Annotated in this window: 23 protein-coding genes; 13 read left to right on the top strand and 10 right to left on the bottom strand. The window is 59.8% G+C overall.

The genetic code is table 11. From position 1 onward, the window contains the following. Positions 1-24: 24 nt before the first annotated feature. Positions 25-699 (bottom strand): histidine phosphatase family protein, encoded by a 675-nt coding sequence (locus LOY28_RS19800; RefSeq protein ID WP_258612405.1) that lies wholly within the window; start codon positions 697-699, stop codon positions 25-27. A 307-nt stretch (positions 700-1,006) separates the two neighbouring features. Between LOY28_RS19800 and LOY28_RS19795 the strand changes: the two genes are divergently transcribed. From LOY28_RS19795 to hemB, 3 genes are all read left to right on the top strand, one after another. Beyond that, complete coding sequence (locus LOY28_RS19795) at positions 1,007-1,714, top strand: glutathione binding-like protein (protein ID WP_018925387.1); 708 nt, start codon at positions 1,007-1,009, stop codon at positions 1,712-1,714. Positions 1,715-1,737: 23 nt separating this feature from the next. Next, a complete protein-coding gene (locus LOY28_RS19790) occupies positions 1,738-2,580 on the top strand; it encodes a PhzF family phenazine biosynthesis protein (protein ID WP_258612404.1) in 843 nt (280 codons plus the stop codon). A gap of 139 nt (positions 2,581-2,719) precedes the next feature. Further along, on the top strand, positions 2,720-3,694 hold the full coding sequence (gene hemB / locus LOY28_RS19785; RefSeq protein WP_258612403.1) for a porphobilinogen synthase: 975 nt from the start codon (positions 2,720-2,722) through the stop codon (positions 3,692-3,694). A 15-nt stretch (positions 3,695-3,709) separates the two neighbouring features. Here hemB and LOY28_RS19780 read toward each other — a convergent pair whose 3' ends face one another. Continuing rightward, the gene (locus tag LOY28_RS19780) at positions 3,710-5,239 is read right to left on the bottom strand and encodes an FAD-dependent monooxygenase (RefSeq protein ID WP_258612402.1); all 1,530 of its coding nucleotides are present in this window, start codon (positions 5,237-5,239) and stop codon (positions 3,710-3,712) included. A gap of 160 nt (positions 5,240-5,399) precedes the next feature. On the opposite strand from LOY28_RS19780, the gene LOY28_RS19775 reads away from it, so the two are divergent. Then, a complete protein-coding gene (locus LOY28_RS19775; RefSeq protein WP_258612401.1) occupies positions 5,400-6,494 on the top strand; it encodes a DUF1615 domain-containing protein in 1,095 nt (364 codons plus the stop codon). 81 nt (positions 6,495-6,575) lie between these two features. Beyond that, positions 6,576-7,196: a glutathione S-transferase N-terminal domain-containing protein gene (locus tag LOY28_RS19770; protein WP_018925392.1), complete on the top strand. Its 621-nt coding sequence runs from the start codon at positions 6,576-6,578 to the stop codon at positions 7,194-7,196. Positions 7,197-7,309: 113 nt separating this feature from the next. Here LOY28_RS19770 and LOY28_RS19765 read toward each other — a convergent pair whose 3' ends face one another. After that, positions 7,310-7,750, bottom strand: a complete 441-nt coding sequence (locus LOY28_RS19765; protein WP_007939416.1) for a CBS domain-containing protein — start codon at positions 7,748-7,750, stop codon at positions 7,310-7,312. Between the two features lie 349 nt (positions 7,751-8,099). On the opposite strand from LOY28_RS19765, the gene LOY28_RS19760 reads away from it, so the two are divergent. After that, positions 8,100-10,460 carry a DNA polymerase II gene (locus LOY28_RS19760; protein WP_258614492.1) on the top strand — a complete coding sequence of 787 codons (2,361 nt, stop codon included), beginning with the start codon at positions 8,100-8,102 and terminating at the stop codon, positions 10,458-10,460. On the opposite strand, the gene LOY28_RS19755 is transcribed toward LOY28_RS19760, so the two are convergent. The 3 genes from LOY28_RS19755 to LOY28_RS19745 all read right to left on the bottom strand — a co-directional run bounded on the left by LOY28_RS19755 (position 10,425) and on the right by LOY28_RS19745 (position 13,072). Further along, the gene (locus LOY28_RS19755; RefSeq protein ID WP_018925394.1) at positions 10,425-10,895 is read right to left on the bottom strand and encodes a DUF1810 domain-containing protein; all 471 of its coding nucleotides are present in this window, start codon (positions 10,893-10,895) and stop codon (positions 10,425-10,427) included. The genes LOY28_RS19760 and LOY28_RS19755 overlap by 36 nt on opposite strands. A 30-nt stretch (positions 10,896-10,925) precedes the next feature. Beyond that, positions 10,926-11,747: an aldo/keto reductase gene (locus tag LOY28_RS19750; protein WP_096479865.1), complete on the bottom strand. Its 822-nt coding sequence runs from the start codon at positions 11,745-11,747 to the stop codon at positions 10,926-10,928. Between the two features lie 176 nt (positions 11,748-11,923). Beyond that, positions 11,924-13,072, bottom strand: coding sequence for an aldose epimerase family protein (locus LOY28_RS19745; RefSeq protein WP_111454109.1), 1,149 nt, complete (start codon positions 13,070-13,072; stop codon positions 11,924-11,926). A gap of 248 nt (positions 13,073-13,320) precedes the next feature. On the opposite strand from LOY28_RS19745, the gene LOY28_RS19740 reads away from it, so the two are divergent. Beyond that, positions 13,321-14,070 (top strand): hypothetical protein, encoded by a 750-nt coding sequence (locus LOY28_RS19740; RefSeq protein ID WP_026345722.1) that lies wholly within the window; start codon positions 13,321-13,323, stop codon positions 14,068-14,070. 164 nt (positions 14,071-14,234) lie between these two features. Continuing rightward, entirely contained in the window at positions 14,235-15,020 is a 786-nt protein-coding gene (locus LOY28_RS19735; protein WP_018925398.1) for a sulfite exporter TauE/SafE family protein, read from the top strand. On the opposite strand, the gene LOY28_RS19730 is transcribed toward LOY28_RS19735, so the two are convergent. Continuing rightward, on the bottom strand, positions 15,002-15,397 hold the full coding sequence (locus LOY28_RS19730) for a VOC family protein (RefSeq protein WP_258612400.1): 396 nt from the start codon (positions 15,395-15,397) through the stop codon (positions 15,002-15,004). The two genes, LOY28_RS19735 and LOY28_RS19730, sit on opposite strands and share 19 nt — an antisense overlap. Positions 15,398-15,561: 164 nt before the next feature. Between LOY28_RS19730 and LOY28_RS19725 the strand changes: the two genes are divergently transcribed. The 3 genes from LOY28_RS19725 to LOY28_RS19715 all read left to right on the top strand — a co-directional run bounded on the left by LOY28_RS19725 (position 15,562) and on the right by LOY28_RS19715 (position 17,410). Next, positions 15,562-16,107, top strand: a complete 546-nt coding sequence (locus LOY28_RS19725; RefSeq protein ID WP_018925399.1) for a DUF4174 domain-containing protein — start codon at positions 15,562-15,564, stop codon at positions 16,105-16,107. Between the two features lie 642 nt (positions 16,108-16,749). Beyond that, positions 16,750-17,127 carry a DUF6124 family protein gene (locus LOY28_RS19720; protein ID WP_018930331.1) on the top strand — a complete coding sequence of 126 codons (378 nt, stop codon included), beginning with the start codon at positions 16,750-16,752 and terminating at the stop codon, positions 17,125-17,127. Between the two features lie 16 nt (positions 17,128-17,143). After that, complete coding sequence (locus LOY28_RS19715; protein WP_007941174.1) at positions 17,144-17,410, top strand: hypothetical protein; 267 nt, start codon at positions 17,144-17,146, stop codon at positions 17,408-17,410. Between the two features lie 274 nt (positions 17,411-17,684). Here the strand turns inward: LOY28_RS19715 and ampC are convergent, their stop codons facing one another. Beyond that, positions 17,685-18,839 carry a class C beta-lactamase gene (gene ampC, locus LOY28_RS19710; protein ID WP_408981050.1) on the bottom strand — a complete coding sequence of 385 codons (1,155 nt, stop codon included), beginning with the start codon at positions 18,837-18,839 and terminating at the stop codon, positions 17,685-17,687. 160 nt (positions 18,840-18,999) lie between these two features. On the opposite strand from ampC, the gene LOY28_RS19705 reads away from it, so the two are divergent. Continuing rightward, positions 19,000-19,878 carry a LysR family transcriptional regulator gene (locus LOY28_RS19705; RefSeq protein ID WP_258612398.1) on the top strand — a complete coding sequence of 293 codons (879 nt, stop codon included), beginning with the start codon at positions 19,000-19,002 and terminating at the stop codon, positions 19,876-19,878. A 40-nt stretch (positions 19,879-19,918) separates the two neighbouring features. Here LOY28_RS19705 and gudD read toward each other — a convergent pair whose 3' ends face one another. Beyond that, positions 19,919-21,262 (bottom strand): glucarate dehydratase, encoded by a 1,344-nt coding sequence (gene gudD, locus LOY28_RS19700; protein ID WP_258612397.1) that lies wholly within the window; start codon positions 21,260-21,262, stop codon positions 19,919-19,921. Between the two features lie 23 nt (positions 21,263-21,285). Continuing rightward, positions 21,286-22,632, bottom strand: coding sequence for an MFS transporter (locus tag LOY28_RS19695; RefSeq protein WP_026286354.1), 1,347 nt, complete (start codon positions 22,630-22,632; stop codon positions 21,286-21,288). A 283-nt stretch (positions 22,633-22,915) separates the two neighbouring features. Between LOY28_RS19695 and LOY28_RS19690 the strand changes: the two genes are divergently transcribed. Then, positions 22,916-23,632, top strand: a complete 717-nt coding sequence (locus LOY28_RS19690) for a FadR/GntR family transcriptional regulator (RefSeq protein ID WP_007940425.1) — start codon at positions 22,916-22,918, stop codon at positions 23,630-23,632. The last annotated feature ends 77 nt before the right edge of the window (positions 23,633-23,709 follow it).

The raw sequence follows: 23,709 nt of genomic DNA, 5'->3' as shown, positions 1-23,709 counted from the left end.
GGGGGCTGGCAGGTGCCCGACCGCTTACGTCGGACAAGTCTCCTGACCGTTATTGAGCCCTTGCTTGTAGCTGTGGCTCTGCAGGCTGGCCTTGCCGTTGTGCCAGGTCAGCGTAAGCACGTACAGCGAGTCATAGTCGCTGGATGCCCAGTCATCGGTAATGCGCTGTTCTGAGCCGACGGCTTCCCCGGCGACCTTGTTGATCAGCTCGGGCAGGTAGCCATGGGACCAGGCGGTATAGATGATCGAGTTGTGATACTTGTCGCGAAGCAGTTCATCGGCCAGGTCGCTGGTGTCGTTGGCCGAAAATTCGATGTTCACCGGCAAGCCGAGTTTGATCGCGCTGGGGCTGATGGTCATCAGGGGGCGAATGTAACTGTATGAATTATCCAGTTCGCCTTCCTCTACATTGCGCGTCGGGTTGGCGGCAAACACGTAGTTGGCCTTGCCGAATTTTTCCGGCAGCAAGGTGGCCAGGTCGATGGCGCGGTTCAGTCCCTGACAATTGAGCTGACCCAGGCCGCCGGCCGGTTTTTCCGCGTGACGCAAAAACACCAGCGTCTGTGTACCGTCCACCGGCTGGGCGCGGCTTACACTGGACTCCAGCGACAAAAGCAACGCGCTGGCCGCCAACAGAGCGGGCAGGAAGATATAAGCGCGATGTTTGAAGCGGTTGGTGAATTTCAAAGGATTCATCATCGAATAGGTGATCTTCAGCGCATTTGGTTAAGGCTGACAAACATTGACACCTCAAGCTCCTAGCATAGGGTGTTTTCCATGTCGTTGACCCGGTCCATTTCTAACAGGGCAATGCTCAGAGTCCGATGAAGCCCTTTTGGTTCGATTCGAGCTTCGATCCGAGCGAGGTGCCTGGCACTTTAGCGGCAACCTTGAACGGATTGGGGGGAAGGTTATCGACAGGATGTTTCGGATTTATGGACACAGTACACATCTTAGCCCCGTCCCCCTTATGATCTTCACTCCGATTTTCCCGTGGAAGCTCCCGATGACCGATTTGTCTGCATTCCCCATCACTCGAAAATGGCCGGCCCAGTACCCGGAGTGGATCCAGCTCTATTCCTTGCCAACGCCCAATGGCGTCAAGGTTTCGATCATGCTCGAAGAGATCGGGCTGCCCTACGAGCCGCATCGTGTGGGCTTCGACACTCAGGATCAGCTGTCCCCTGAGTTTCTGTCGCTGAACCCCAACAACAAGATTCCGGCGATCCTCGACCCCCACGGCCCGGGCGACCAACCGCTAGCGCTGTTCGAGTCCGGGGCGATTCTGATTTACCTCGCCGACAAGAGCGGGCAACTGCTGGCGCAGGAGTCGGCAGCGCGTTACGAGACCCTTCAGTGGCTGATGTTTCAGATGGGCGGTATCGGGCCGATGTTCGGCCAGCTCGGTTTTTTCAACAAATTCGCCGGCAAGGACTACGAAGACAAGCGTCCCCGTGATCGCTACGTCGACGAAAGCAAGCGCTTGCTCAAGGTCCTCGATGGCCGTCTGCAAGGGCGCGACTGGATCATGGGCGAGCGCTACACCATTGCCGACATCGCGACTTTTCCGTGGGTGCGCAACCTGATCGGCTTCTACGAGGCCGGCGACCTGGTCGGTATCCAGGATTTCCCCAACGTCACCCGTGTGCTGGAGCGTTTCCTGGCAAGACCGGCGGTAATTCGCGGTCTGGAAATCCCCAAGCAATCCCTTTGAATCCTTCATCACCAAGGCAGGCAATGAGCGCATTCGATTTCAAGCAAGTAGATGTTTTCAGCCCCGTCGCGCTCAAGGGCAACGCGCTGGCGGTGGTGTTCGGCGCAGACAGGCTCAGCGATGAACGCATGGCGGCGTTCGCGAACTGGACCAACCTCAGCGAAACCACTTTCGTGCTCGAGCCTCGAGACCCCCGGGCCGACTATCGAGTACGTATCTTCACCACCCTGCAAGAGTTGCCGTTCGCCGGTCATCCGACGCTGGGCACGTGCCATGCCTGGCTCGAGGCCGGTGGGGTGCCCAAGGGTGAGGAGATCATTCAGGAGTGTGGTGTCGGCCTGGTGCGGGTGCGTCGGCAGGGGGCGGAGCTGGCGTTTCTCGCGCCACCGCTGCTCAGGTCCGGTCCGGTGGATGCCGGACTGGTCGAGCGTGTACGGCTGGGCCTCGGATTGGCGCCGGGAGCGATTGTGCGCACGCAATGGGTCGACAACGGTGCCGGTTGGCTTGCGGTGATGGTCGAGGACCGCCAGCAGATTCTGGACTTGCAGCCGGATCATGCACAGATGCTCGGCCTCGCCGTTGGTGTCATCGCGCCATGGCACCCCGAGAATGATGGTGCTGACGCGCAGTTCGAGGTGCGTGCATTCATCTCCGGCGACGGCATGCCGGAAGACCCGGCCACCGGCAGCCTGAACGCCGGGATCGCTCAATGGTTGCTCAGCGAAGGGTTGGCTCCGGCGTCTTATGTCGTCAGTCAGGGCCTGACCATGGGCCGCGCCGGGCGGATTCGGGTGGAGCAGGTGGGGGATGAGATCTGGATTGGTGGTTCTGTAGTGACGTGTATTACCGGAACGCTGACGATCTAACCTGTGAGAGCAGGCGGTATTCGATGCGGGCGATTGTTGCCGCCGCGGTAACGTTGTCTTGAGCGATCGAGGTTTGTGTCCCGCACCTTGCAGGGCATAAGCTTTGCGCCCTACGAATTTCGTCTCTTCAGGAAGGTCCATGTCCAGTCAGTTCCCCGAAGCACGTCCACGCCGTCTGCGCCGCAATGCGAGCCTGCGCAGCCTGTTCCAGGAAACCGAGTTCAGCGTGAACGACCTGGTGCTGCCGATTTTCGTCGAGGAAGAGATCGACGATTTCGTGCCGATCAAGAGCATGCCCGGGGTAATGCGCATTCCCGAGTCGAAACTGGCCGGCGAGATCGAGCGTTACGCCCGGGCCGGGATCAAGTCGGTGATGACGTTCGGCGTGTCTCATCATCTGGACAGCAACGGCAGCGACACCTGGAACGATAACGGCCTGGTGTCGCGCATGTCGCGCATCGCCAAAAACGCCGTGCCGGAAATGATCGTGATGTCCGACACCTGTTTTTGTGAGTACACCGACCACGGCCATTGCGGCGTGTTGCACCAGCACGAAGTCGATAACGACCAGACCCTGATCAACCTCGGCAAACAAGCCGTGGCCGCCGCCCGGGCCGGTGCCGATGTGATCGCGCCGTCGGCGGCGATGGACGGGCAGGTCCAGGCGATTCGCCGGGCGCTCGATGTAGCGGGCTTCAGCCAGACCGCGATCATGGCCTATTCGACCAAATTCGCCTCGGCGCTTTATGGCCCGTTCCGCGAAGCCGGCGGCAGTGCGCTCAAGGGTGACCGCAAAAGCTATCAGATGAACCCGATGAACCGTCGTGAAGCGGTGCGTGAGTCGTTGCTGGACGAACAGGAAGGCGCCGACGCGCTGATGGTCAAGCCGGCCGGCGCGTACCTGGACATCATCCGCGACATCCGCGAAGCCTCGCGTCTGCCGTTGTCGGCGTATCAGGTGAGCGGTGAATACGCGATGATCAAATTCGCCGCCCAGGCTGGGGCGATCGATGAAGATCGCGTCGTGCGTGAGAGTCTGGGGGCGATCAAAAGGGCGGGGGCGGATTTGATCTTCACCTACTTCGCAATGGACCTGGCCCTGGCCGGGATCTAACAAATCAAAAGATCTTCAGGTGATATAAGGCCGTATCCCATGATCGCGGAAATACCGTTCGATCACCTTCGGATCGGCGCTGTAATCGGCGATCGCCACATAGGTATCGGGGCGCAGCAGGTAAAACCCGTTGCGCGCCAGTCCCACGGTTTCAAATACCGGTCGCCAGTCGAACACCTGCAGCGGCAGGTGATGCGCCTTGCACCAGGCGATCATCTCGTCGCTGGTTTCGCCATACACATGCACCTGCCAGGTCAGGTATTTCAGCGATTCGAAGTTGTCCCCTTCATCGTCGTGGGCCCAGGGCAGGCGATCACCGCCGTGAATATGGCCGGTAACGCCCTCACTTAATGGCATGCCGCGATAGTTGAGGGTGGTTTGTGACACCGTGCGAAACATGAACTCGCGGACGGCCTCGAACGAGATCATTTTCGGGATCAAAAAGGGCGCCACGCGCATGCGCATCACGTCGGCAATTGGCCCATCGGCCGTGACGAAATTGAACACCCGATCAGTGGTGGCCACCAGACGCTGGGCAAAGGCGATGCGTTCGGTTTCATAACTGTCGAGCAGTTTGGCCGTGGCGCTGCCACTTAACACCGCCGCGAGCTTCCAGGCCAGATTGATCGCGTCGCCAATCCCGGTGTTCATGCCTTGGCCACCCGCCGGGCTGTGGACATGGGCGGCGTCACCCAACAGAAACGCGCGTCCGGTACGAAAGTGATCCGCTACCCGGTGATGCACGCGGTAGGTCGAGAACCAGTTCACCTGATCGATCTGCACCTTTAAATTCTCGATGGCCCGTCTACTGACGTCTGCAAACTGGAGGGTTTCGGCGCGCTCGGCGCGTTCGTCGCGAACCGTGCCGATCAGTCGGGCGCGACCTTCGCTGGACAAAGGAAAAATGGCGAGAAAGTCGGCTTCGTCGAGGTCCACATGCAATTCACCGTTGAACGTCGGGCCGCGGGCCTGCACATCCGCCACGTAGAAAATCTGTTGGTAGGTGCCCCCCGGAAAATCGGTGTCCAGGGATTTGCGCACGATCGAGCGGGCGCCGTCGCAGCCAGCGAGGTAGCAGGCCTGGCAGGTTTGCTGCTGGCCATCGGGCAAGCGCAGCGTTGCGGTGATGCCATCGCCAGTTTCCTCGAAACTGTGCAATTCGGTGTTGCGCTCCACCGTAATGCCAAAGGTCTCCAGGCGTTCGATCAGCAGTTGTTCATGCTCGTCTTGCGGATAGATTTCCAGGAACGCATAGGGCGTCAACCCCTCGCCGATGGCGCTCAGCGGCAGGTGTGCGACCGGTTCGCCCTTGACCCAGAAATTCGCGGCGCACACTTTATGGCCGTTCTGCACCACGGCGTCGCTGAGGTCGAGCTGGCGATACAGCTCCAGCGTTCGGGCCTGTACTGCCAACGCGCGTGAGGTAGTACCGGGGGCCGAGGTCTTGTCGATAATCCGCACCCCAATCCCCAGCTTGCTCAGCCACAGCGCCAGGACCAGCCCGGTCGGGCCGGCGCCGATGATCAGCACGTCGCTACGGTTCATGAGCCTGTCCTCCTCGGTGTGTGGATCAAGTATGGTTCAACCGGGACGCGCTCGCAGGCTCGACAGCGGCTACGGAACAGGGAGAGGGCGGGATAGTCATAGCCTGCGCCATGCCATTGATCGTATGGTTAACCCGGCTCAACGGATTTGATGGAGCACCATGCAAGCCAATCGATTGATCATGAGCGTGGCCGCGCTGTTGGTACTGGCCGGTTGCGGCACTCAGCGCCCTCAGGAACCGCCGGCCCGCAAGCCTGCCGAGGTCAAGGCCGAGATCGTCAGCCTGCTGCCGGCCAAAACGGTCGACCGCCAAGGTTGGGCCACCGACATCTACGCGGCGTTTGCCGCGCAAAAGATTTCGCCGACCACGCAAAACCTGTGTTCGGTACTTGCGGTCGCTGAGCAGGAGTCGACGTTTCAGGCTGACCCGCTGGTGCCAGGCCTGGGCAAGATCGCCCGGGATGAAATCGACCGCCGCGCCGATAAGGCCCACATCCCCAGCTTGCTGGTCAGCGGTGCGTTGCAGGTGCGTTCACCCAACGGCAAAAGCTACAGCGACCGGCTGAATGCCGTGCGCAGCGAGAAAGAGCTCAGCGAGATTTTCGATGACTTCATCGGCATGGTGCCCATGGGCCGGACCTTGTTCGGTGGCTTCAACCCGGTGCACACCGGCGGGCCGATGCAGGTCAGCATCGACTTTGCCGAGCAGCAGGCGCGGGATTATCCCTACCCGGTGAACGGCTCGATTCGTCACGAAGTGTTCACCCGTCGCGGTGGCCTGTATTTCGGTATCGCCCACTTGCTCGGCTATCCGGTGAGCTATAAGCAGCCGCTGTATCGCTTCGCCGATTTCAACGCCGGTTGGTATGCCAGCCGCAATGCGGCGTTTCAGAACGCGGTCAGTCGTGCGACGGGTATCCCGCTGGCGCTGGATGGCGACCTGGTGCGCTACGACTCGATCATGCCCGGCACCACGGAACTGGCGGTGCGCACCCTTGGCAAGCAATTGGACATGCGCAACCCGACCATTCGGGATCAACTGGAGGAGGGCAAAAGTCTTCAGTTCGAGGACACCACGCTCTATCAACGCGTCTTCGCTTTGGCCGAACAGGCCGAAGGCCGGCCATTACCCCGGGCGGTGTTGCCGGGGATCGTGCTGCAAAGCCCGAAAATCACCCGAAAACTCACCACGGCGTGGTTTGCCAAGCGGGTCGACGAGCGCTATCAGCGCTGTATGAAGCGCGCGGGAGGGTAACCGGGCAAGTTCGCTCCCACATGGTTCGTGCGCAGTCTTTGGCATCTGCTACAAAGAGAGAGTCGCAGAGGAGATTTAGTCATGTACCAGCTCTATGGGCATCAGAATTCGGGGGCGGCCGCCATCGAAGCCGCGCTGGAACTGTGCGAGGTTCCTTATCGCTTCATCGACGTTTCATCGTCCCCGCAGGCGCTGCATGCGCTGGAGAAGCTCAACCCGCTGAAGCAGGTTCCCACTCTGCAACTGCCTGATGGCGGCGTTCTTACCGAGAGTGCGGCCATCCTGATTCACCTGGGCCTTACGTTTCCGGAGTCGAATCTGTTGCCGGAAAATCCGATCAAGCGCGATCAGGTGATTCATGGCCTGGTGTATATCGTCAGCAATTGTTACACCGCCATCGGCATCATCGATTACCCCGAACGCTGGCTGGCCGAGGCGGACGAGTCGTCCCGGCAAAACCTCATGGCCGGTGCCCGCCAACGCCTGCATTGGCATTGGGAGGTGTTTGCCGATCAGTTCGCCGGCAAGTTGTACCTGGACGATGGAAAACCGGGCGCGCTGGATATTCTGGCAGCGGTGGTAACGCGGTGGGCGGGCACCCGGGAACACTTGCGCATTGCGCGGCCGGGGTTCTTCGCCTGGCTCGAACGCTTCGACCGCCACCCTGCATTGGCGCCGGTCTTCTCTCGGCATTGGCCATAGGAACACCGCCAAACATATGTTGTGGGGGAGGGGCGGGCTTATCTGTGGCGAGGGAGCTTTTGTGGCGAGGGGGCAAGCCCCCTCGCCACAAAAGCCCCTCGCACAGTGTGCAATCACTCGCCGCGAATGTACTGCTCCAGCTGCCGAATCAGTTCAGCCTGTTCGGCAATGGCTTCCTTGACCAGGTCGCCGATCGATAGCAAGCCCATCAGCTCACCGTCCTCCACCACCGGCAAATGCCGCAGGCGTTTGTCGGACATGATGCCCATGCAGGTTTCGACGGTTTGATGGGTGTCCACGGTGATCACCGGCGACACCATGATGTCGCTGACCGGTGTGCCGACGGAGGAGCGCCCCTTGAGCACCAGTTTGCGCGCATAGTCCCGCTCACTGATGATGCCGACGACCTTTCCGTCTTTGAGGACCGGTAACGCGCCGACGTTTTTGGCGGCCATCACCATCAGCGCTTCCAGCACCATTTGATGAGGCGCAATGGTGTGGACTGCCTGATTCTGTTGGGCCTTTAACTTGAGCAACTGGGCGACGGTTTTCATGACGGCTTCTCGGGTGTTGTCGTTGTTCTTGAAGAATCGTAGAGACACGCTCACAGAGCAAGGTGCAAAGCGGCAGATAACACGCAAATAGCGTCATTCAGTGATTTTTCTTTGTAAAAGTCCGCAGCCCTCCCGGGCACCCTGCGCAATTGTGGCGAGGGAGCTTGCTCCCGTTCGGCTGCGTAGCAGTCGCAATCCGATAAACGCGGTGTGCCTGAGAGACCGTGTTGGCAGGTTTGAGGCCCGCTTCGCAGGCCAACGGGGCGGTGCGGCGTTCCGACAAGCCCCTCGCCACACCGGCGATCACGCGTAGAATCACCCCTTGAATCAAATCGTTGAGGTCGCAGTGGTGGATTTACAGCAGGGCTTCGTCCTGACCCGGCATTGGCGCGATACCCCGGCCGGCACCGAAGTCGAGTTCTGGCTGGCGACCGATGCCGGTCCCCGGCGCATCCGCCTGCCGCATCAACCGTCGGTCGCGTTCATTCCACAGGCCATGCGCGAGCAAGCCGAAGCGGTGTTGCGCGGCGAAAAGAACGTTGAACTGCGGCCGTTGGCGCTGCTGGACTTCGAGCACCGCCCGGTGCTGGGCCTGTATTGCCAGCAGCACGGCCAGCTGATGCGCCTGGAAACCGCACTGCGCAAATCAGGCGTCGAGGTGTTTGAAGCCGACATCCGCCCGCCGGAACGCTACATGATGGAGCGGTTCATCACCGCGCCGGTTTTGTTCGGTGGCACGGCTGGCGCCGACGGCCTGCTGCTCGACGCGCAAATGAAACCCACCCCCGGCTATCGGCCGAACCTGCGGCTGGTCTCGCTGGACATCGAAACCACCGCCCAGGGCGAGTTGTACTCCATCGCCCTGGAAGGCTGCGGCGAGCGTCAGGTGTACATGCTCGGGTCGCCCAATGGTGATGACAGTGGGGTGGATTTCCAGCTCGAATACTGCGATTCGCGAACCCTGCTGCTGAAAAAACTCAATGAGTGGTTCGCCCGGCATGACCCCGACGCCATCATCGGCTGGAACGTCGTGCAGTTCGACCTGCGCGTCCTGCACGAACATGCCCGCCGCCTGGCGGTGCCGCTGAAGCTGGGGCGTGGCGGCGAAGAAATGCAGTGGCGCGAGCACGGCAGCGGCAATCATTATTTCGCCTCGGCTGCCGGCCGGTTGATCATCGACGGCATCGAGTCGTTGCGCTCGGCCACCTGGAGCTTCCCCTCGTTCAGCCTTGAAAACGTCGCGCAAACCCTGTTGGGCGAGGGCAAGTCGATCGACAACCCGTACCAGCGCATGGACGAAATCAATCGCATGTTCACCGAGGACAAACCGGCCCTGGCCAAGTACAACCTCAAGGACTGCGAACTGGTGACGCGAATCTTCGCCAAGACCGAGTTGCTGACTTTCCTGCTGGAGCGCGCCAGCGTCACCGGATTGCCGGCGGACCGCAGCGGCGGCTCGGTAGCGGCGTTCACCCATTTGTACATGCCGTTGATGCACCGCCAGGGTTTCGTCGCACCGAACCTTGGCAATAAACCACCGCAGGCCAGCCCCGGCGGTTTTGTCATGGACTCGCAGCCGGGGTTATACGAGTCGGTGCTGGTGCTCGACTACAAAAGCCTCTATCCGTCGATCATCCGCACCTTCCTGATCGACCCGGTGGGCTTGATCGAGGGGCTCAAGCATCCTGACGACAGCGAGTCGGTGCCAGGCTTTCGCGGCGCACGTTTCTCACGGACCCGGCATTGCCTGCCGGCCATTGTCGCCCGAGTCGCCGAAGGCCGCGAAACCGCCAAGCGCGAACACAACGCGCCGCTGTCCCAGGCGCTGAAAATCATCATGAATGCGTTTTACGGTGTACTGGGTTCCAGCGGTTGTCGCTTCTTCGATACCCGGTTGGCTTCGTCCATCACCTTGCGCGGGCACGAGATCATGCTGCGTACCCGCCAACTCATCGAAGCTCAGGGCCACGCGGTGATCTACGGCGATACCGACTCGACTTTCGTCTGGCTGCGTCGCCCCCACGGTCAGGTCGAAGCGGCGCAAATCGGCCATGCGCTGGTGGACCACGTCAACCAATGGTGGCGCGAGCATGTGAAGCAGGAGTACGGGTTGGAAAGTGCCCTGGAGTTGCAGTTCGAAACCCACTACAAACGCTTTCTGATGCCGACCATTCGCGGTGCCGAGGAGGGCAGCAAGAAACGCTATGCCGGGTTGGTCACCCGCGCCGACGGCACCGACGAGATGGTCTACAAAGGCCTGGAAACCGTGCGCACCGACTGGTCGCCGCTGGCCCGGCAATTCCAACAGGAGTTGTACCTGCGCATCTTCAACCGCAAGCCCTATCAGGATTACGTGCGTGACTATGTGCGCAAGACGTTGGCCGGTGAGTTCGATGAGCGCCTGATCTACCGCAAACGCCTGCGTCGGCCCCTCGATGACTATCAGCGCAATGTGCCGCCCCATGTGCGGGCCGCGCGGATCGCCGATGACTACAACGACCAACAGGGGCGACCGCGGCAGTATCACAACGGCGGCTGGATCCGTTACGTGATCACGGTTGCTGGCCCCGAGCCGCTGGAAGTGCGCAGCACGCCCATCGACTACGACCATTACATCACCCGGCAGCTGCAACCGGTGGCGGACGCTATCCTGCCGTTCGTGGATGACGATTTCTCAACGCTGATTGGGGGGCAGCTGGGCCTGTTTTGAGTCCAGCAGCGACAGCGTCCAGTCATCCGGTATGCCGTGAAAGTACTGATCCAGCGCCTGATGGAACAGGCTGCCTTTTGGCGAGACCTGGGCGAACAGCGTCATCGATGAATGAAACTTGAGGTTGTCGGGGTGCCCGAAAATCTTGGTGATCGAACGTTGAGGAGCATCCAGCACCAATTGCGTGCAGGTGCGCAAGCGCGGCCCCAGCAACGGATGCTCGAGGTACGCCGCGGCCTCTTCACTGGAGCGAATGGCAAAGTAGCGGGACATTTCGCTGTCACCCAATCCGGCAAACTGCGGAAAGATGAACCACATCCAGTGTCGGCGCTTTTGGCCGGCGCGCAGTTCATCCTGAACCCACTCGAACACAGGATCCTGCGCCTGGACGAAGCGTGGCAAATTGAAAGAGTCGAGCTGATCGGTACTTCTCATGCCGATGCCCTCTGATAGATCCGCGATGGCTCAGACCATGGCCAACCGCTGCTTGCGTTGTGGCGCGCGAAACGCTTGGTCCAGCGCCTCCAGATCCCCAGCCTCCAGACGCAATTGCGCCGCTTGTGCGTTGAGCCGCACATGCTCGGGGTGGGCCGCTTTGGGGATGGCGATCACTCCGCTCTGACGCAGAATCCATGCCAGCGCTACCTGCGCAGGTGTCGCCTCGTGACGGGCGGCAACTTGTTTGAGTATTGGATTGGCCAGCATGTGTCCGCCCTGGCCGATCGGACAGTAGGCCATCACCGGCATCTTTTGCCGTTGGCTCCAGGGCAGCAGATCGAATTCGATGCCGCGCTCTTCCAGGTTATACAGCACCTGATTGGTGGCGCAGGCCGGTGAGGCCAGCTCTTCCAGATCATCCAGGTCGAAATTGGACACGCCCCAACGGCCAATCTTGCCGTCTTCGCGCAGGCGTTCGAAGGCCTCGACGGTTTCCTCAAGGGGATACTCGCCGCGCCAGTGCAACAGGTAGAGATCGATGTAATCGGTATTCAGCCGACGCAGGCTGCGTTCACAAGCCTGGGGGATGCCTCTGCGGCTGGCGTTGTGAGGGTAGACCTTACTCACCAGGAAAACCTGGTCGCGCAGGCCTGTGATGGCTTCACCCACCACCTCTTCGGCGCCCCCTTCAGCGTACATCTCAGCGGTGTCGATCAGGGTCATGCCCAACTCGATACCCAGGCGCAGCGCTGCAACTTCCCTGGTGTGTCGGGAGCGTTCCTCTCCCATGTGCCAGGTGCCTTGGCCGATGACCGGCACAGGGCGGCCGGCCAGCTCAAGAGTCCGCATGAATCCTCCTTGTCGAAGTCCGATCGATACTACAGTTGGCAGCAAAATAGCAGGGTGGTTCCGTCGTCATCATGAAAGATCGCAGCCTGCGGCAGCTCCTGCGAGGGCGGGGCACACCCGCGATATCACGGGTGTACCCAGCCCCCCGGAGCTGCCGAAAACTGCGATCTTTTGATCTACCGGGCGGAGAACCTGAACACGGTGGTCTGGGCATAGGTCTTGCCCGGATCCAGCCGCGTGGACGGGAAGCTCGGCTGGTTCGGCGAGTCCGGATAATGCTGGGTTTCCAGAGTAAAGGCACCCCAATGCGGGTAAATCTTGCCGGCCTTGCCCTTGACCGAGCCGTCGAGGAAGTTGCTGGTGTAGAACTGTACGCCAGGTTCGGTGGTGTAGAGCTGCAAGCGACGGCCGGATTGCGGATCGCTGACATCGGCGGCGAGTTTGCCCAGGTCGCCCTTGGCGTCCAGCACCCAGTTGAAGTCAAAACCGCCTTGTTTCGGTTCGGCGAATTTCAACTGTGGGTGATCGGCCTTGATGTGTTGACCGATGGCGGTCGGTTGAGTGAAGTCCATGGGCGTGCCGGCGACCGGGGCCAGTTCACCGGTGGGGATCAGTTTGCCGGTGACTGGCGTGTAACGGGCGGCGTGCAAGGTCGCCAACTGCTTCAACACATCGCCGTTACCCGCGCCGGCCAGGTTGAAATAGCTGTGGTTGGTCAGGTTCAGCACCGTGGGCTTATCGGTGCTGGCCTTGTAGTCGATGCGCAGCTCATTGTTCTCGGTGAGGCTGTAGGTGACCTCGGTTTTCAGGTTGCCGGGGAAACCCATTTCGCCATCCGACGACAGGTACGTCAGCGTCACGCCCACCGAATCCTTGCCCTTGCTCGGTTCGGCTTTCCACACCCGCTTGTCGAAACCTTGAGCCCCGCCGTGCAGCGAATTGCTGCCGTCGTTGAGCGGCACTTGAAAGCGCTTGCCATCCAGCTCGAAGGCGCCGTTGGCTAGGCGATTGCCGAAGCGGCCGATGGTCGCGCCGAAAAACGCCGTGCCACTTTGATAACCCTGCACGTCGTCGAAACCGAGCACCACATCGTCGAGCTTGCCGTTTTTATCCGGCACTTTCAGCGACTGGAGAATCCCGCCGTAAGTAATGACCGTGGCCTGCAGGCCGTGGCTGTTGCGCAAAATGTATTGCTCGACGGGCGTGCCGTCATTGGTTTTGCCGAAGGCTTTTTGTTCGCTGGACAAGCCAGTGGCGTGAGCGGAGAGGGTGGCGATCATCAGGGACAGTCCGAGGCCGGAGAGCAGGTGTCGGGATTGAAGCATGGTTGACCTTCCTTTTTGTTGTTTTTAAGAAGTAGTCATACTAATGATCGTGTTTAAGTGCGATCAAGGAAGGATTTATAGCTTATGTCTCGAGCTTTGCAATTAAAAGTATGACTAATAAGAGATCGCTTTCATGGTGACCAGAGCTTACGGACCACCGGCACTGCACTTTTTCAGCTTTCACGGTTCTATCCTTGGCCAGCCCGCGGCGATCCCCACTGCCGGCCCATGCCCAAGTTCAAGAACCCATGGCTCGAGTTTTACCCCGTTTTACTCTGCACATTCGCCGTCATTGCTTGCTGCTGATTAGCCTGTCGATGCTCCTCGCCAGTGGTTGCAGCCATCAGCCGGGCAACGATGTCATCAGCCAGTTTCGCGATGGCAAACCCCAGGAATTCCTCCAGACCAGCGTCGACCGCATGGCGACCCTGACGATGCGCGACAACCTCGAAAGCCTCTACCTGCTGATGAACAAGCTCTACCTGCGCAACCCGCAGGAGCTGAAAAAATCCGGCTTCCTCGATGTTGGTACCGCAGAAAAGCAGGTGCGCATGGCCATCGAACAGCAAGAGCCGCTGCCCACCCTCGGCGGCAAAAAAGACCTCGCGGCGCTGAGCTTCGCCATGAGCCCGGAATTCCTCGGTGACCGGGTCGGCGCATTCATCTATGCGATTGGCAGCATGCTGGTGACGGCCCATGGCAATCGGCTGGAGTTCTACATGACGGATGCGCTCAACCCGACCTTCGTCAGCAATGCCGCGCGCAACATCGAAAAAGCCACCTGGATCTTGAGCCAACGGCAAAACAGGCAAGGCGAGCCTTTGCTGTTCTCCAATGAAATTTCGGAGGAGGGCAGCAACCTGAGTTTTGCCGTGGAGTTCGGCAAAATCGTCGCGCGACTGGACCTGCTGACCCAGATGCTCGATGAGCGGTACCGGCGGATCGGCCTGAACTACGCCCAGAGTCTGCTGTTCCTGAATTTTTTGCCGGTGCAGTGAGATGTCGGATAAAGCGCAATTCTTGTGGGGTTGGTATTGAGTGGGGAGTCGCTGTTTCAAATCGGTGAATTGGCATAACGATAGACCGCATCGATATATGTGGTTATAAGAAAAATCGCTATGCTGCTGACCGGTTTGTTTCCTGCGAATTTCTGGGCGTATTAATGGATTTCGGTAATTTCGGGTTGGTCGTAGCGGGTCTGGTGGTCGGCTTTATTGTCGGCATGACCGGTGTTGGGGGCGGTTCGTTGATGACGCCAATCCTGCTGTGGTTCGGCGTTAACCCGGCCACGGCGGTGGGCACGGATTTGCTGTACGCGGCCATTACCAAATCCAGTGGTGTGCTGGTTCATCGCAAGAACAAGAACATCGACTGGGCGATCACCGGTTGGTTGACCCTCGGCAGCGTGCCGGCGGTAGCCCTGACGCTGTGGTTCCTGAGCACTTTGCAGACCTCGCCCGAGGCGATGAACGCCGTCATCAAACAGGCGCTGGGCTTCGTATTGTTCGCCACGGCGCTGGCGATTTTCTTCAAGAAACGCTTGCTCGATTTCGCTCACAAACGGGCGGGCGGTCACTACAACCCCAGCGGTTCCCGGTTGAATGCACTGACCGTGATCACCGGTCTGGTGCTAGGCACCATGGTGGCCCTGACCTCCATCGGCGCTGGCGCCCTGGGCACCGTTGCGCTGTTTATTCTGTATCCGCTGCTGCCCACTCGTCGCCTGGTCGGCACCGAAATCGCCCACGCGGTGCCCCTGACCCTGGTCGCCGGCCTGGGCCACGCGAGCATGGGCAATATGGATTGGCACGTCCTGGGCTTCTTGCTGGTCGGTTCGCTGCCAGGGATTTACCTGGGCAGCCATTTGACCGGGCGCATCTCCGACGAACTGCTGCGTCCGTGCCTGGCCACGATGCTGGTGCTGATCGGCTATAAACTGGCGTTCTGATCCGATACCGCTTCCCGAGTAAAAAACTCCAGCAGATGCCCGTCCGGGTCATCGAAATACACCCGCCGGCCACCGGCGTAATCGTTGATCTCGTTGGGCCGCTGCTTACCGGGGTCGGCCCACCACGGCTGCTTGATCGCCTGCAGGCGAGCGAAGGCCGCATCGAAGTCGTCGTCTCCAATCAAGAACGCATAGTGCTGGGACGCGATGGGCGGGTCGTTGTTGTAGAAATCCAGCGACACCCCGTTATCAAACTTGACCACCAGCATCGGCCCGAACGGCTCGGGATCGGGCAGGCCGAGGAGGTCGGTCAGGTAGCGTGCCGAAACCTGTTTGTCACGGCACCAGACGATGGTGTGGTTCAGCTGAGCGCTCATGGATAAACCCTCACGATGAATCAGCTATGAGATTAGCTCAGGCTGTTGCGCAATGACCGCCCTGACCTAAGCTTGGGCAAGGCGGAACACAATCGCGGTGCATCGCCCGGAACGATCACCGCGATGCGCAATCATTAGAGCGTGGATATCAAAAGGAGATGCGCATGCTCATCAGGTCTTTGACCCTGGCTACCCTGTTGGCTTTCGTCGGTCCTTCATTTGCCGCCGATGACGATTCCCCTCTGGTTAAAGACGTGGGCCGGGCTCGTCCCCTGATAGTCATCGCGCCCAGTTCGGTGGACCCGGTTTGGCTCAACCTGAAAAAGTCACTGGACGACTCTGCCAACCACAAGGGTTTCACCGATCGAAACATGGTGCTGTACACCGTGATCAATACGATGGGCCAACGGGACGGCAAAGACCTCGACCCGCAATCGACGATGGCGTTGATCCGCTCACTCAAGCTGGGCGCCGGGGCGAAGAGCAAAATCATCCTGATCGGCAAGGATGGCGAAAAGAAGCTTGAGCAGTCGGATGCGGTCGAGTTGAAAGAGATATTCAACACCGTCGACCAGCTGCCGACGGCCGAGAAGGAAGCAACAGTACCGGTGCCAGCGCCGGTGGCTGAAGTCGCACCGGTCAAAGGTGCTAAAGGCACCAAAGGCAAACCGGCGAAGCCCGCCAAGCCGGCTGAGCAGCCGGATGATTGAATTGAGCTGAGTAGTGGTGAGAAGGCTTACCCCAATGGGCGACCTCAACAGGTCGCCCATTTTGTTTGCCAACGGAAATCCGAAACTTGGTGACCCATTGTGGCGAGGGAGCTTGCTCCCGTTCGGCTGCGCAGCAGTCGTAAACCCTGCACCCTAGGCCTATCTGATGTACCGCGGTGACTGGTTTGGGGCCGCTGCGCAGCCCAGCGGGAGCAAGCTCCCTCGCCACAGGTTCTGTGCCAATCCGGCCAATGATTTCCAGGCTCGGCAGCTGCTACGGAATTGGGGCGTCCTAGGACGTTAAGTCTGCGCCTTCGTTTGCGTCGGACATTTCCTGCAAGACGTAGCGCATTCCATGAACTATCGCCCCGTCGACTGCCCGGATAACCTTCTTCTGCCGCTGCAAAATCAGTGGTCGGATGTGGAAGTCCGTGGTCAGAGATACTTACCAACGCTTGTAAAGCGCATGGCGACATTTTTTATGTCAACATTGCCGCGTTATGGCGGCTGTGCGCGGGAGCACCTTCGGGTGCGCCGGGTTTTGGTGAGTTTCCCTGGTCTTCCACACCTGCGTACAGCTGCCACCCTCATGTGGAAGTGAGATGGGTAGCTCCCCCTGAAACTCAACAGAGTACTTCCCATATGAAGAAACAAACGCCTAACCCTCCCGAAACCCAAGCCGATGACGATTCCCTAGATCCCGTCGAACTTTCCGAAGTGACCGAACCCGCCATCAGCGCTCGCTTACGTAACCCCAGGCGCGCCGACCCGATCAGCCACATCTTCACCATCGTCCCCGGTGTCCACACAGAAACCCTGCTAAGCCACGCCTGCGAAACCCTCGCGTCCCTGAATGTCCTGATCACCGATCTGGCCTGCAAGCTGGAAAGCTCCAACCGCAACGTGGCGCTGACGATTCAGCAGTTGGCGGTAGTCGCCGAATTGTTGGTGAACCGCGCACTGGACACTATCGATCCGCCCGAAGGCGCAACTGCAGTTCAGCCAGGCACTCAACATTGATCAGGGAGGTTCAGTTATGGCTCGATACATGCCGATAACGGGCATCGACTGCAAAATCCCGTCGTTGCTGATTGATACCGAAGCACCTGTGGATGTGTTGCATGACACGGCGGCCTACCGCATCAGAAGCGTGACTCAACTACTGGAAACCCTCTCCATCGGCGAGGGGATCAGCCGCGATGCATTGCTGTTGCAGGACTTCGCGCGGGTGCTGGCGATTCCGCTGCGCGACGGCTGTGATTTGATGGATGTGATCGGGCGACGATTGCAGGCACAGATTTAAATGCAGTAACGAAAATGGGCGACCTCAACAGGTCGCCCATTTTGTTTACCAACGGAAATCTGAAACTTGGTGATCCATTGTGGCGAGGGAGCTTGCTCCCGTTCGGCTGCGTAGCAGTCGTAAACCCTGCACCCTAGGCCTATCTGATGTACCGCGGTGACTGGTTTGGGGCCGCTGCGCAGCCCAGCGGGAGCAAGCTCCCTCGCCACAGGTTCTGTGCCAATCCGGCCAATGATTTCCAGGCTCGGCAGCTGCTACGGGGCGTCGCCCTCGGCTATTTGGTCAGCGCACTCAGAATCTGGTAGGCGATTTTGATCCGCTCCGGGTTCGGGTAGTTTTTGTTGGCCAGGATCACGATGCCGATGTCCTTCGCCGGGATAAAAGCGACGTAGGCGCCAAAGCCGCCGGTTGAGCCGGTTTTGTTGATCAGCACGGTGTCGCGTTGAGGTTGTGGCGGGGTCAGCCACCGGACTTCATGGGCCTCAAATGCCATCTGCGACGAGTTGCCGGCCAGTAGGGTGTCGAGCGTCACCGGGTAATTGTAGAGCTCCCATCCCAACCCTTGAGTCATCTCGCCAACCCGGTAATACCCGGTGTGAGTGCTGGCGATGGCTTGCTGCAAAGGCTTTTCCAGCGACGCGGGATTCATGTTCGCCTCAACATAGCGAAGCAGGTCCGCGGCGCTGGTTTTCACGCCGTACGCTTCGGAATCCAGCGCACCCGGCTCGACCCGCACAGGCTTGTCATCCTTGCTGTAACCCTGGGCGTAAAGCGCCATCTGATCCTGCGGCACCTTGAGGTAGCTGTGCTTGAGGCCGAGTTTCGGCAACAAGGTTTTTGCCATCAGCTCATCGAACGGCACCCCCATGCTTTGGGCCGCCAGATAGCCGAACAACCCGAGGCTGGGGTTTGAATACTGGCGATGAGTGCCGGCGGCGTAGGTGGGTTTCCACTGCTTGAAATAGCCGAGCATCTTGTCCTGATGGTCTGCCTCGCTGGGGAATTGCAGGGGCAGACCGCCGGCGGTGTAGGTGCCGAGTTGCAGCACGCTGATGTTATCGAACGCGCTGCCGTGCAAGGCCGGGAGTACCTGGCTGGCGTTGTCCGACAAGGACAGTTTGCCGCTCGCCTGGGCATAGGCGGCGAGGGTGGCGGTGAAGGTTTTGCTCACCGAACCGATCTCGAACAGGGTGTTTTCGGTGACGGCTTTACCGTTTTCTTTCGAGGCCACACCGTAGTTAAAGTAATGCGGCTGACCATGGACGGTGATTGCGATCGCGAGGCCGGGGATCTTCTGTTGCTGCATCACCGGTTCGATGGCGGCTTTAACGATGGTTTCGATGCGCTCGTCAGCAAAGCTGTGGCTGGCACCGAGGAGAAGTGCGAAAGCGCTGTAGGATATGAGTTTCTTCTGATTTTTTTTACGCATGATTGAGACGCTGTCCATGATTGTTCGTGGTGTTAACCGCTACACTCCGAGCGGTTTTTCAAGGCGGTCCGCTGTTGGGCGAGCCAAATCTAGGCAGTTTGGCGAAGACCGGCAAACGACGATATTTCGGATGAGCCATTAGAAAATTTTGGGGGCTGGCATGATTCGACCTCATTTGCCGCTGAATGCGCTGCGCGCTTTCGAGGCTTCGGCGCGCCATTTGAGTTTCACCCGGGCGGCCGTGGAGTTGTGCGTCACGCAGGCGGCGGTGAGTCATCAGGTCAAAAGCCTTGAGGCTCAGCTTAACGTGACTTTGTTCAAACGCCTGCCCCGCGGCCTGATGCTGACCAGCGAAGGTGAAACCCTGCTGCCGGTGTTGCGCGAATCCTTCGACCGGATTGCCGAAACCCTGGAGCGTTTCGAGGGTGGACATTTTCGTGAAGTGTTGACGGTGGGCGCTGTGGGGACGTTCGCGGTCGGTTGGCTGTTGCCGCGATTGGCGGATTTTCAGAAGAAACATCCGTACATAGATTTGCGCCTGTCGACCAATAACAACCGGGTGGACGTGGCCGCTGAAGGCCTGGATTACGCCATCCGCTTTGGCGCGGGGGCGTGGCATGGGATTGAAGCGGTGCGGTTGATCGAGGCACCACTGTCGGTGCTCTGTGTGCCGGAGATCGCCCGGCAATTGCAGGCGCCAGAGGATCTGTTGCAGCAAACACTGTTGCGCTCCTATCGCACGGATGAGTGGCCGGAGTGGTTTCAGGCGACCGGTCTTTCGGCCCATGCCGTGCTGCCCCGAAGCATCGTCTTCGATTCCTCGCTGGCGATGATGGAGGCTGCGTTGCAAGGTGCAGGAGTGGCATTGGCGCCGCCGCTGATGTTTGCCCGGCAACTGGCGGCGGGCGCAATCGAGCAACCGTTCGCCATCGGGATCACCACCGGCAGCTACTGGCTGACCCGCTTGCAGTCGCGTCCCGAAACGTCGGCGATGGCGGCGTTCCGGGGCTGGCTGCTGCAAGCAGCCCAGATGCAATAGTGTGAACACCACTCCTTGTGGGAGCGGTGTTTCCAGAGGTTTAGCGCACCAGGCACGGCCGCTTGTTATCGAACTTCCATCCCGGAATCAGAAACTGCATCGCCATGCTGTCATCCCGCGCGCCCAACCCCATGCCTTGGTACAGCTCATGGGCCTTGGCCAGTTGATCCATGTCCAGCTCAACCCCCAGGCCAGGTTTTTTCGGTACTTTCACGCAGCCGTCGACGATTTGCAGCGGTAACTGGGTCAGGCGCTGGCCGTCCTGCCAGATCCAGTGGGTGTCGATGGCTGTGATCTCGCCCGGCGCGGCGGCCGCGACGTGGGTGAACATGGCCAGGGAAATATCGAAGTGGTTGTTGGAATGCGAGCCCCAGGTCAGGCCCCACTCGTGACACATCTGCGCCACCCGCACCGAGCCCTGCATGGTCCAGAAGTGCGGGTCGGCCAAAGGAATGTCCACCGACTGTAGCTGGATCGCGTGGCCCATTTCTCGCCAGTCGGTGGCGATCATGTTGGTCGCGGTTTTCAGGCCCGTGGCACGACGAAATTCAGCCATGACTTCGCGGCCCGAGTAACCGTTTTCCGCCCCGCAAGGGTCTTCGGCATAAGCCAGAACATGATGCTGATCCCGGCACAGGCGGATCGCTTCCTTGAGCGACCAGGCGCCATTCGGATCGAGGGTAATGCGCGCATCGGGAAAGCGCTCGGCGAGGGCCGTGACCGCTTCGATTTCCTCGTCACCGCTCAACACGCCGCCCTTGAGTTTGAAGTCCTTGAAGCCATAGCGGGCGTGAGCGGCGACCGCCAGGCGCACCACGGCGTCGGCGCTCATGGCTTTTTCGTGACGTACGCGGAACCAGTCATTGTCGGCATCCGGTTCATCGCGATAAGCCAGATCGGTTTCGTTGCGATCACCGACGTAAAACAGGTAGCCGAGCATCTTCACTTCATCGCGTTGCTGGCCTTCGCCGAGCAGTGCGGCCACCGGCACGTCCAGGTGCTGGCCAAGCAAGTCGAGCAGGGCCGCTTCCAGGCCGGTGACCGCGTGAATGGTGATGCGCAGGTCGAACGTCTGTAAACCGCGACCGCCGGCATCGCGATCGGCGAAGGTCTGGCGCACTTGATTGAGGATCTTCTGGTAGGTGCCGATCGGGCTGCCGACCACCAGTGCGCGCGCGTCTTCCAGGGTCTGGCGAATGCGCTCGCCACCGGGTACTTCGCCGACGCCGGTGTGACCGGCGTTGTCCTTGAGGATCACGATATTGCGGGTGAAGAACGGGCCATGGGCGCCGCTCAGGTTGAGCAGCATGCCATCGTGGCCGGCCACCGGCACAACCTGCATGCTGGTGATGATCGGGGCTTTTGCGGCTTCTTGTGGGTTCATTTTTTTGTCCTTTCAACCAATATTCAAGCGTGATTCGGCGCTGGTTTGCCCAGTGCAACGGCCGGTGCGGGTTTCGGTTTATTGCGCGCGGCGAAAACGATGATCGCGGCGATGATCGAGGTAGCGGCCAGGCCGTAGAGCCCGCCCTGGATTGAACCGGTGTGCTCTTCCAGCAAACCGAAGGTGGTCGGCGCCACGAAGCCGCCGAGGTTGCCCACCGAGTTGATCAGCGCGATCACGCCGGCAGCGATCCGCGCATCCAGGTACGCCTGGGGAATCGGCCAGAACAGCGACGAAGCCGATTTGAAACCCAATGCGGCGAAGCAGATCGCAACGAAGGCGAAGATCGGCCCGCCGGTGGTGGACATGAACATTCCCGCCGCAGCGATCAGCAGGGCAGTGGCGACCCAGGCTTGCTGGTGCTTCCATTTGCCAGACAGTGAGGCAAAGGCGTACATGCCGACGATCGACAGCAACCACGGAATCGAGTTGAACAAGCCGACCTGGATGTCGCTCAGGTCGCCCATTTTCTTGATGATGCTCGGTAGCCAGAAGGTCGCGGCATAGATGGTCAATTGAATGAAGAAGTAGATCAGGCAGAACAGGATGATCTGGCGGTCCTTGAGCAGTGTGCCCAGCGACGGTTTGATCGGCGTCGCGGCTTCGCGGGCCAGTTGTTCGTCATCGATGGCTTTGACCAGCGCGTCCTGTTCAGCCAGGGTCAGCCATTTGGCGTCGTGGGGTTTGGAGTCCAGCCAGCACCAGACGAACACGCACAACCCGACCGAGAACATGCCCTCGATGAAGTACATCCACTGCCAGCCGTGCATGCCCCAACCGTTGATTTGCAGCAGCAGCCCCGACAGCGGGCCGGAGATCAGCGAAGCAATCGCCGAGCCGCTGAGGAAGATCGCAATCGCCTTGCCGCGTTCCACACCGGGCAACCAGCGGGTGAAGTAATAGATCACCCCGGGAAAGAACCCGGCTTCAGCCACGCCGAGCAGAAAACGCAGGATGTAGAAGTGGGTTTCGTTCTGGATGAACGCCATGCAGGCGGCCACCAGGCCCCAAGTCAGCATGATGCGGGTCAGCCAGATTCGCGCGCCGACTTTTTGCAGGAGGATGTTGGAGGGCACTTCGAACAGCGCGTACCCGATGAAGAACAGACCGGCCCCGAGGCCGTAGGCGGCAGCGCCAATCCCCAAGTCATGTTCCATGTGGGCGCGGACGAAGCCGATGTTCACCCGGTCGATGTAGTTGACGATGAACATGATCACGAACAGCGGCAGGACGTGGCGTTTCACTTTTGAGATGGCGGACTTCAGGACCGAATCGGCGCCATCGTTCATCCCGGATATGGATGTATTCACTTGTTTTTCTCCCACTCGTTATTTTTATGCGGGGTGTGGCTGGGCGTAGCGTTGTTGATAGACATCATACAACTGGTTTTTTTGATTCGACAAGCACTGTACTCCAATAAAATGGCTATTTATCGGGTGTTTTCTATGCCTTTTTGGGTCGGGTGTGGGGTTGTGATAGTGTTCGAGTGGTCAATTTGTTGAGTGTTGTCATACAAGCTTGAGGCTGTTTTCTGGGGATTCCAATCGATTCCGGTGCTACGATCCGGATAGCCCTGTTTTACGGATAATCACCATGCAAGAAGACATCGACGCACCCGCCCGCAAGCGCGCTCACAACCTGGCCCATGATCTGGTGGCCAAGCTGACCCAGAGCATCCTGCTCGGCCAGATGCTGCCGGGGGACAAGCTGCCGTCGGAGAACTCGATTGTTCAGGAGCATGGGGTCAGCCGTACGGTGGTGCGCGAGGCGATTTCGAAATTGCAGGCTTCTGGGCTGGTGGAAACCCGTCACGGTATCGGCACCTTTGTCATCGAGCGCGCACCGGAGCAGGGGTTGCGGCTGAATGTCGATACCGCGCTGGGGGTGCGCAGCATTCTGGAGTTGCGCATGGGCCTGGAAACCCAGGCCGCCGCGCTGGCGGCGGTGCGTCGTACCGATCAGCAATTGGCGCAGATGCGTGAAGCGCTGGATGACTATCAAAGTTTGCTGGCCAACAATGACAGCTGCGTCGAGGCCGACAAACGTTTCCACCTGCTGATCGCCGAAGCCACCGGCAATGTATGCTTCACAGAGATCATGCAGCACTTGGGCAATGCGATGATTCCCCGCACCCGCGTCAATGCCGCCGAGCGCGGGTCAGCGGACTTGAGCAAGCTGGGGCAGCTCGCCAACCTCGAACACGAGGCGATTCTCAACGCCATCAAGCGCCAGGATCCGGATGCTGCGCGGGCAGCCATGTGGTTGCACCTGACCAACAGCCGCGACCGCTTTTCGGCGGGCGGCAGCTGATTCGTCAGTGCGTAGGAGCGAGCAGTGCGGCGATCCGACTTGTCCGCGAAGAATACACCGCGTTTTTTCAGGTATTA

Origin of the sequence: Pseudomonas sp. B21-017, from assembly GCF_024749245.1 — a bacterium.
Taxonomy (GTDB): Bacteria; Pseudomonadota; Gammaproteobacteria; order Pseudomonadales; family Pseudomonadaceae; genus Aquipseudomonas.
Note: the sequence above shows the minus strand (reverse complement) of the source record. Positions and strands in the feature narration are given on the sequence as shown.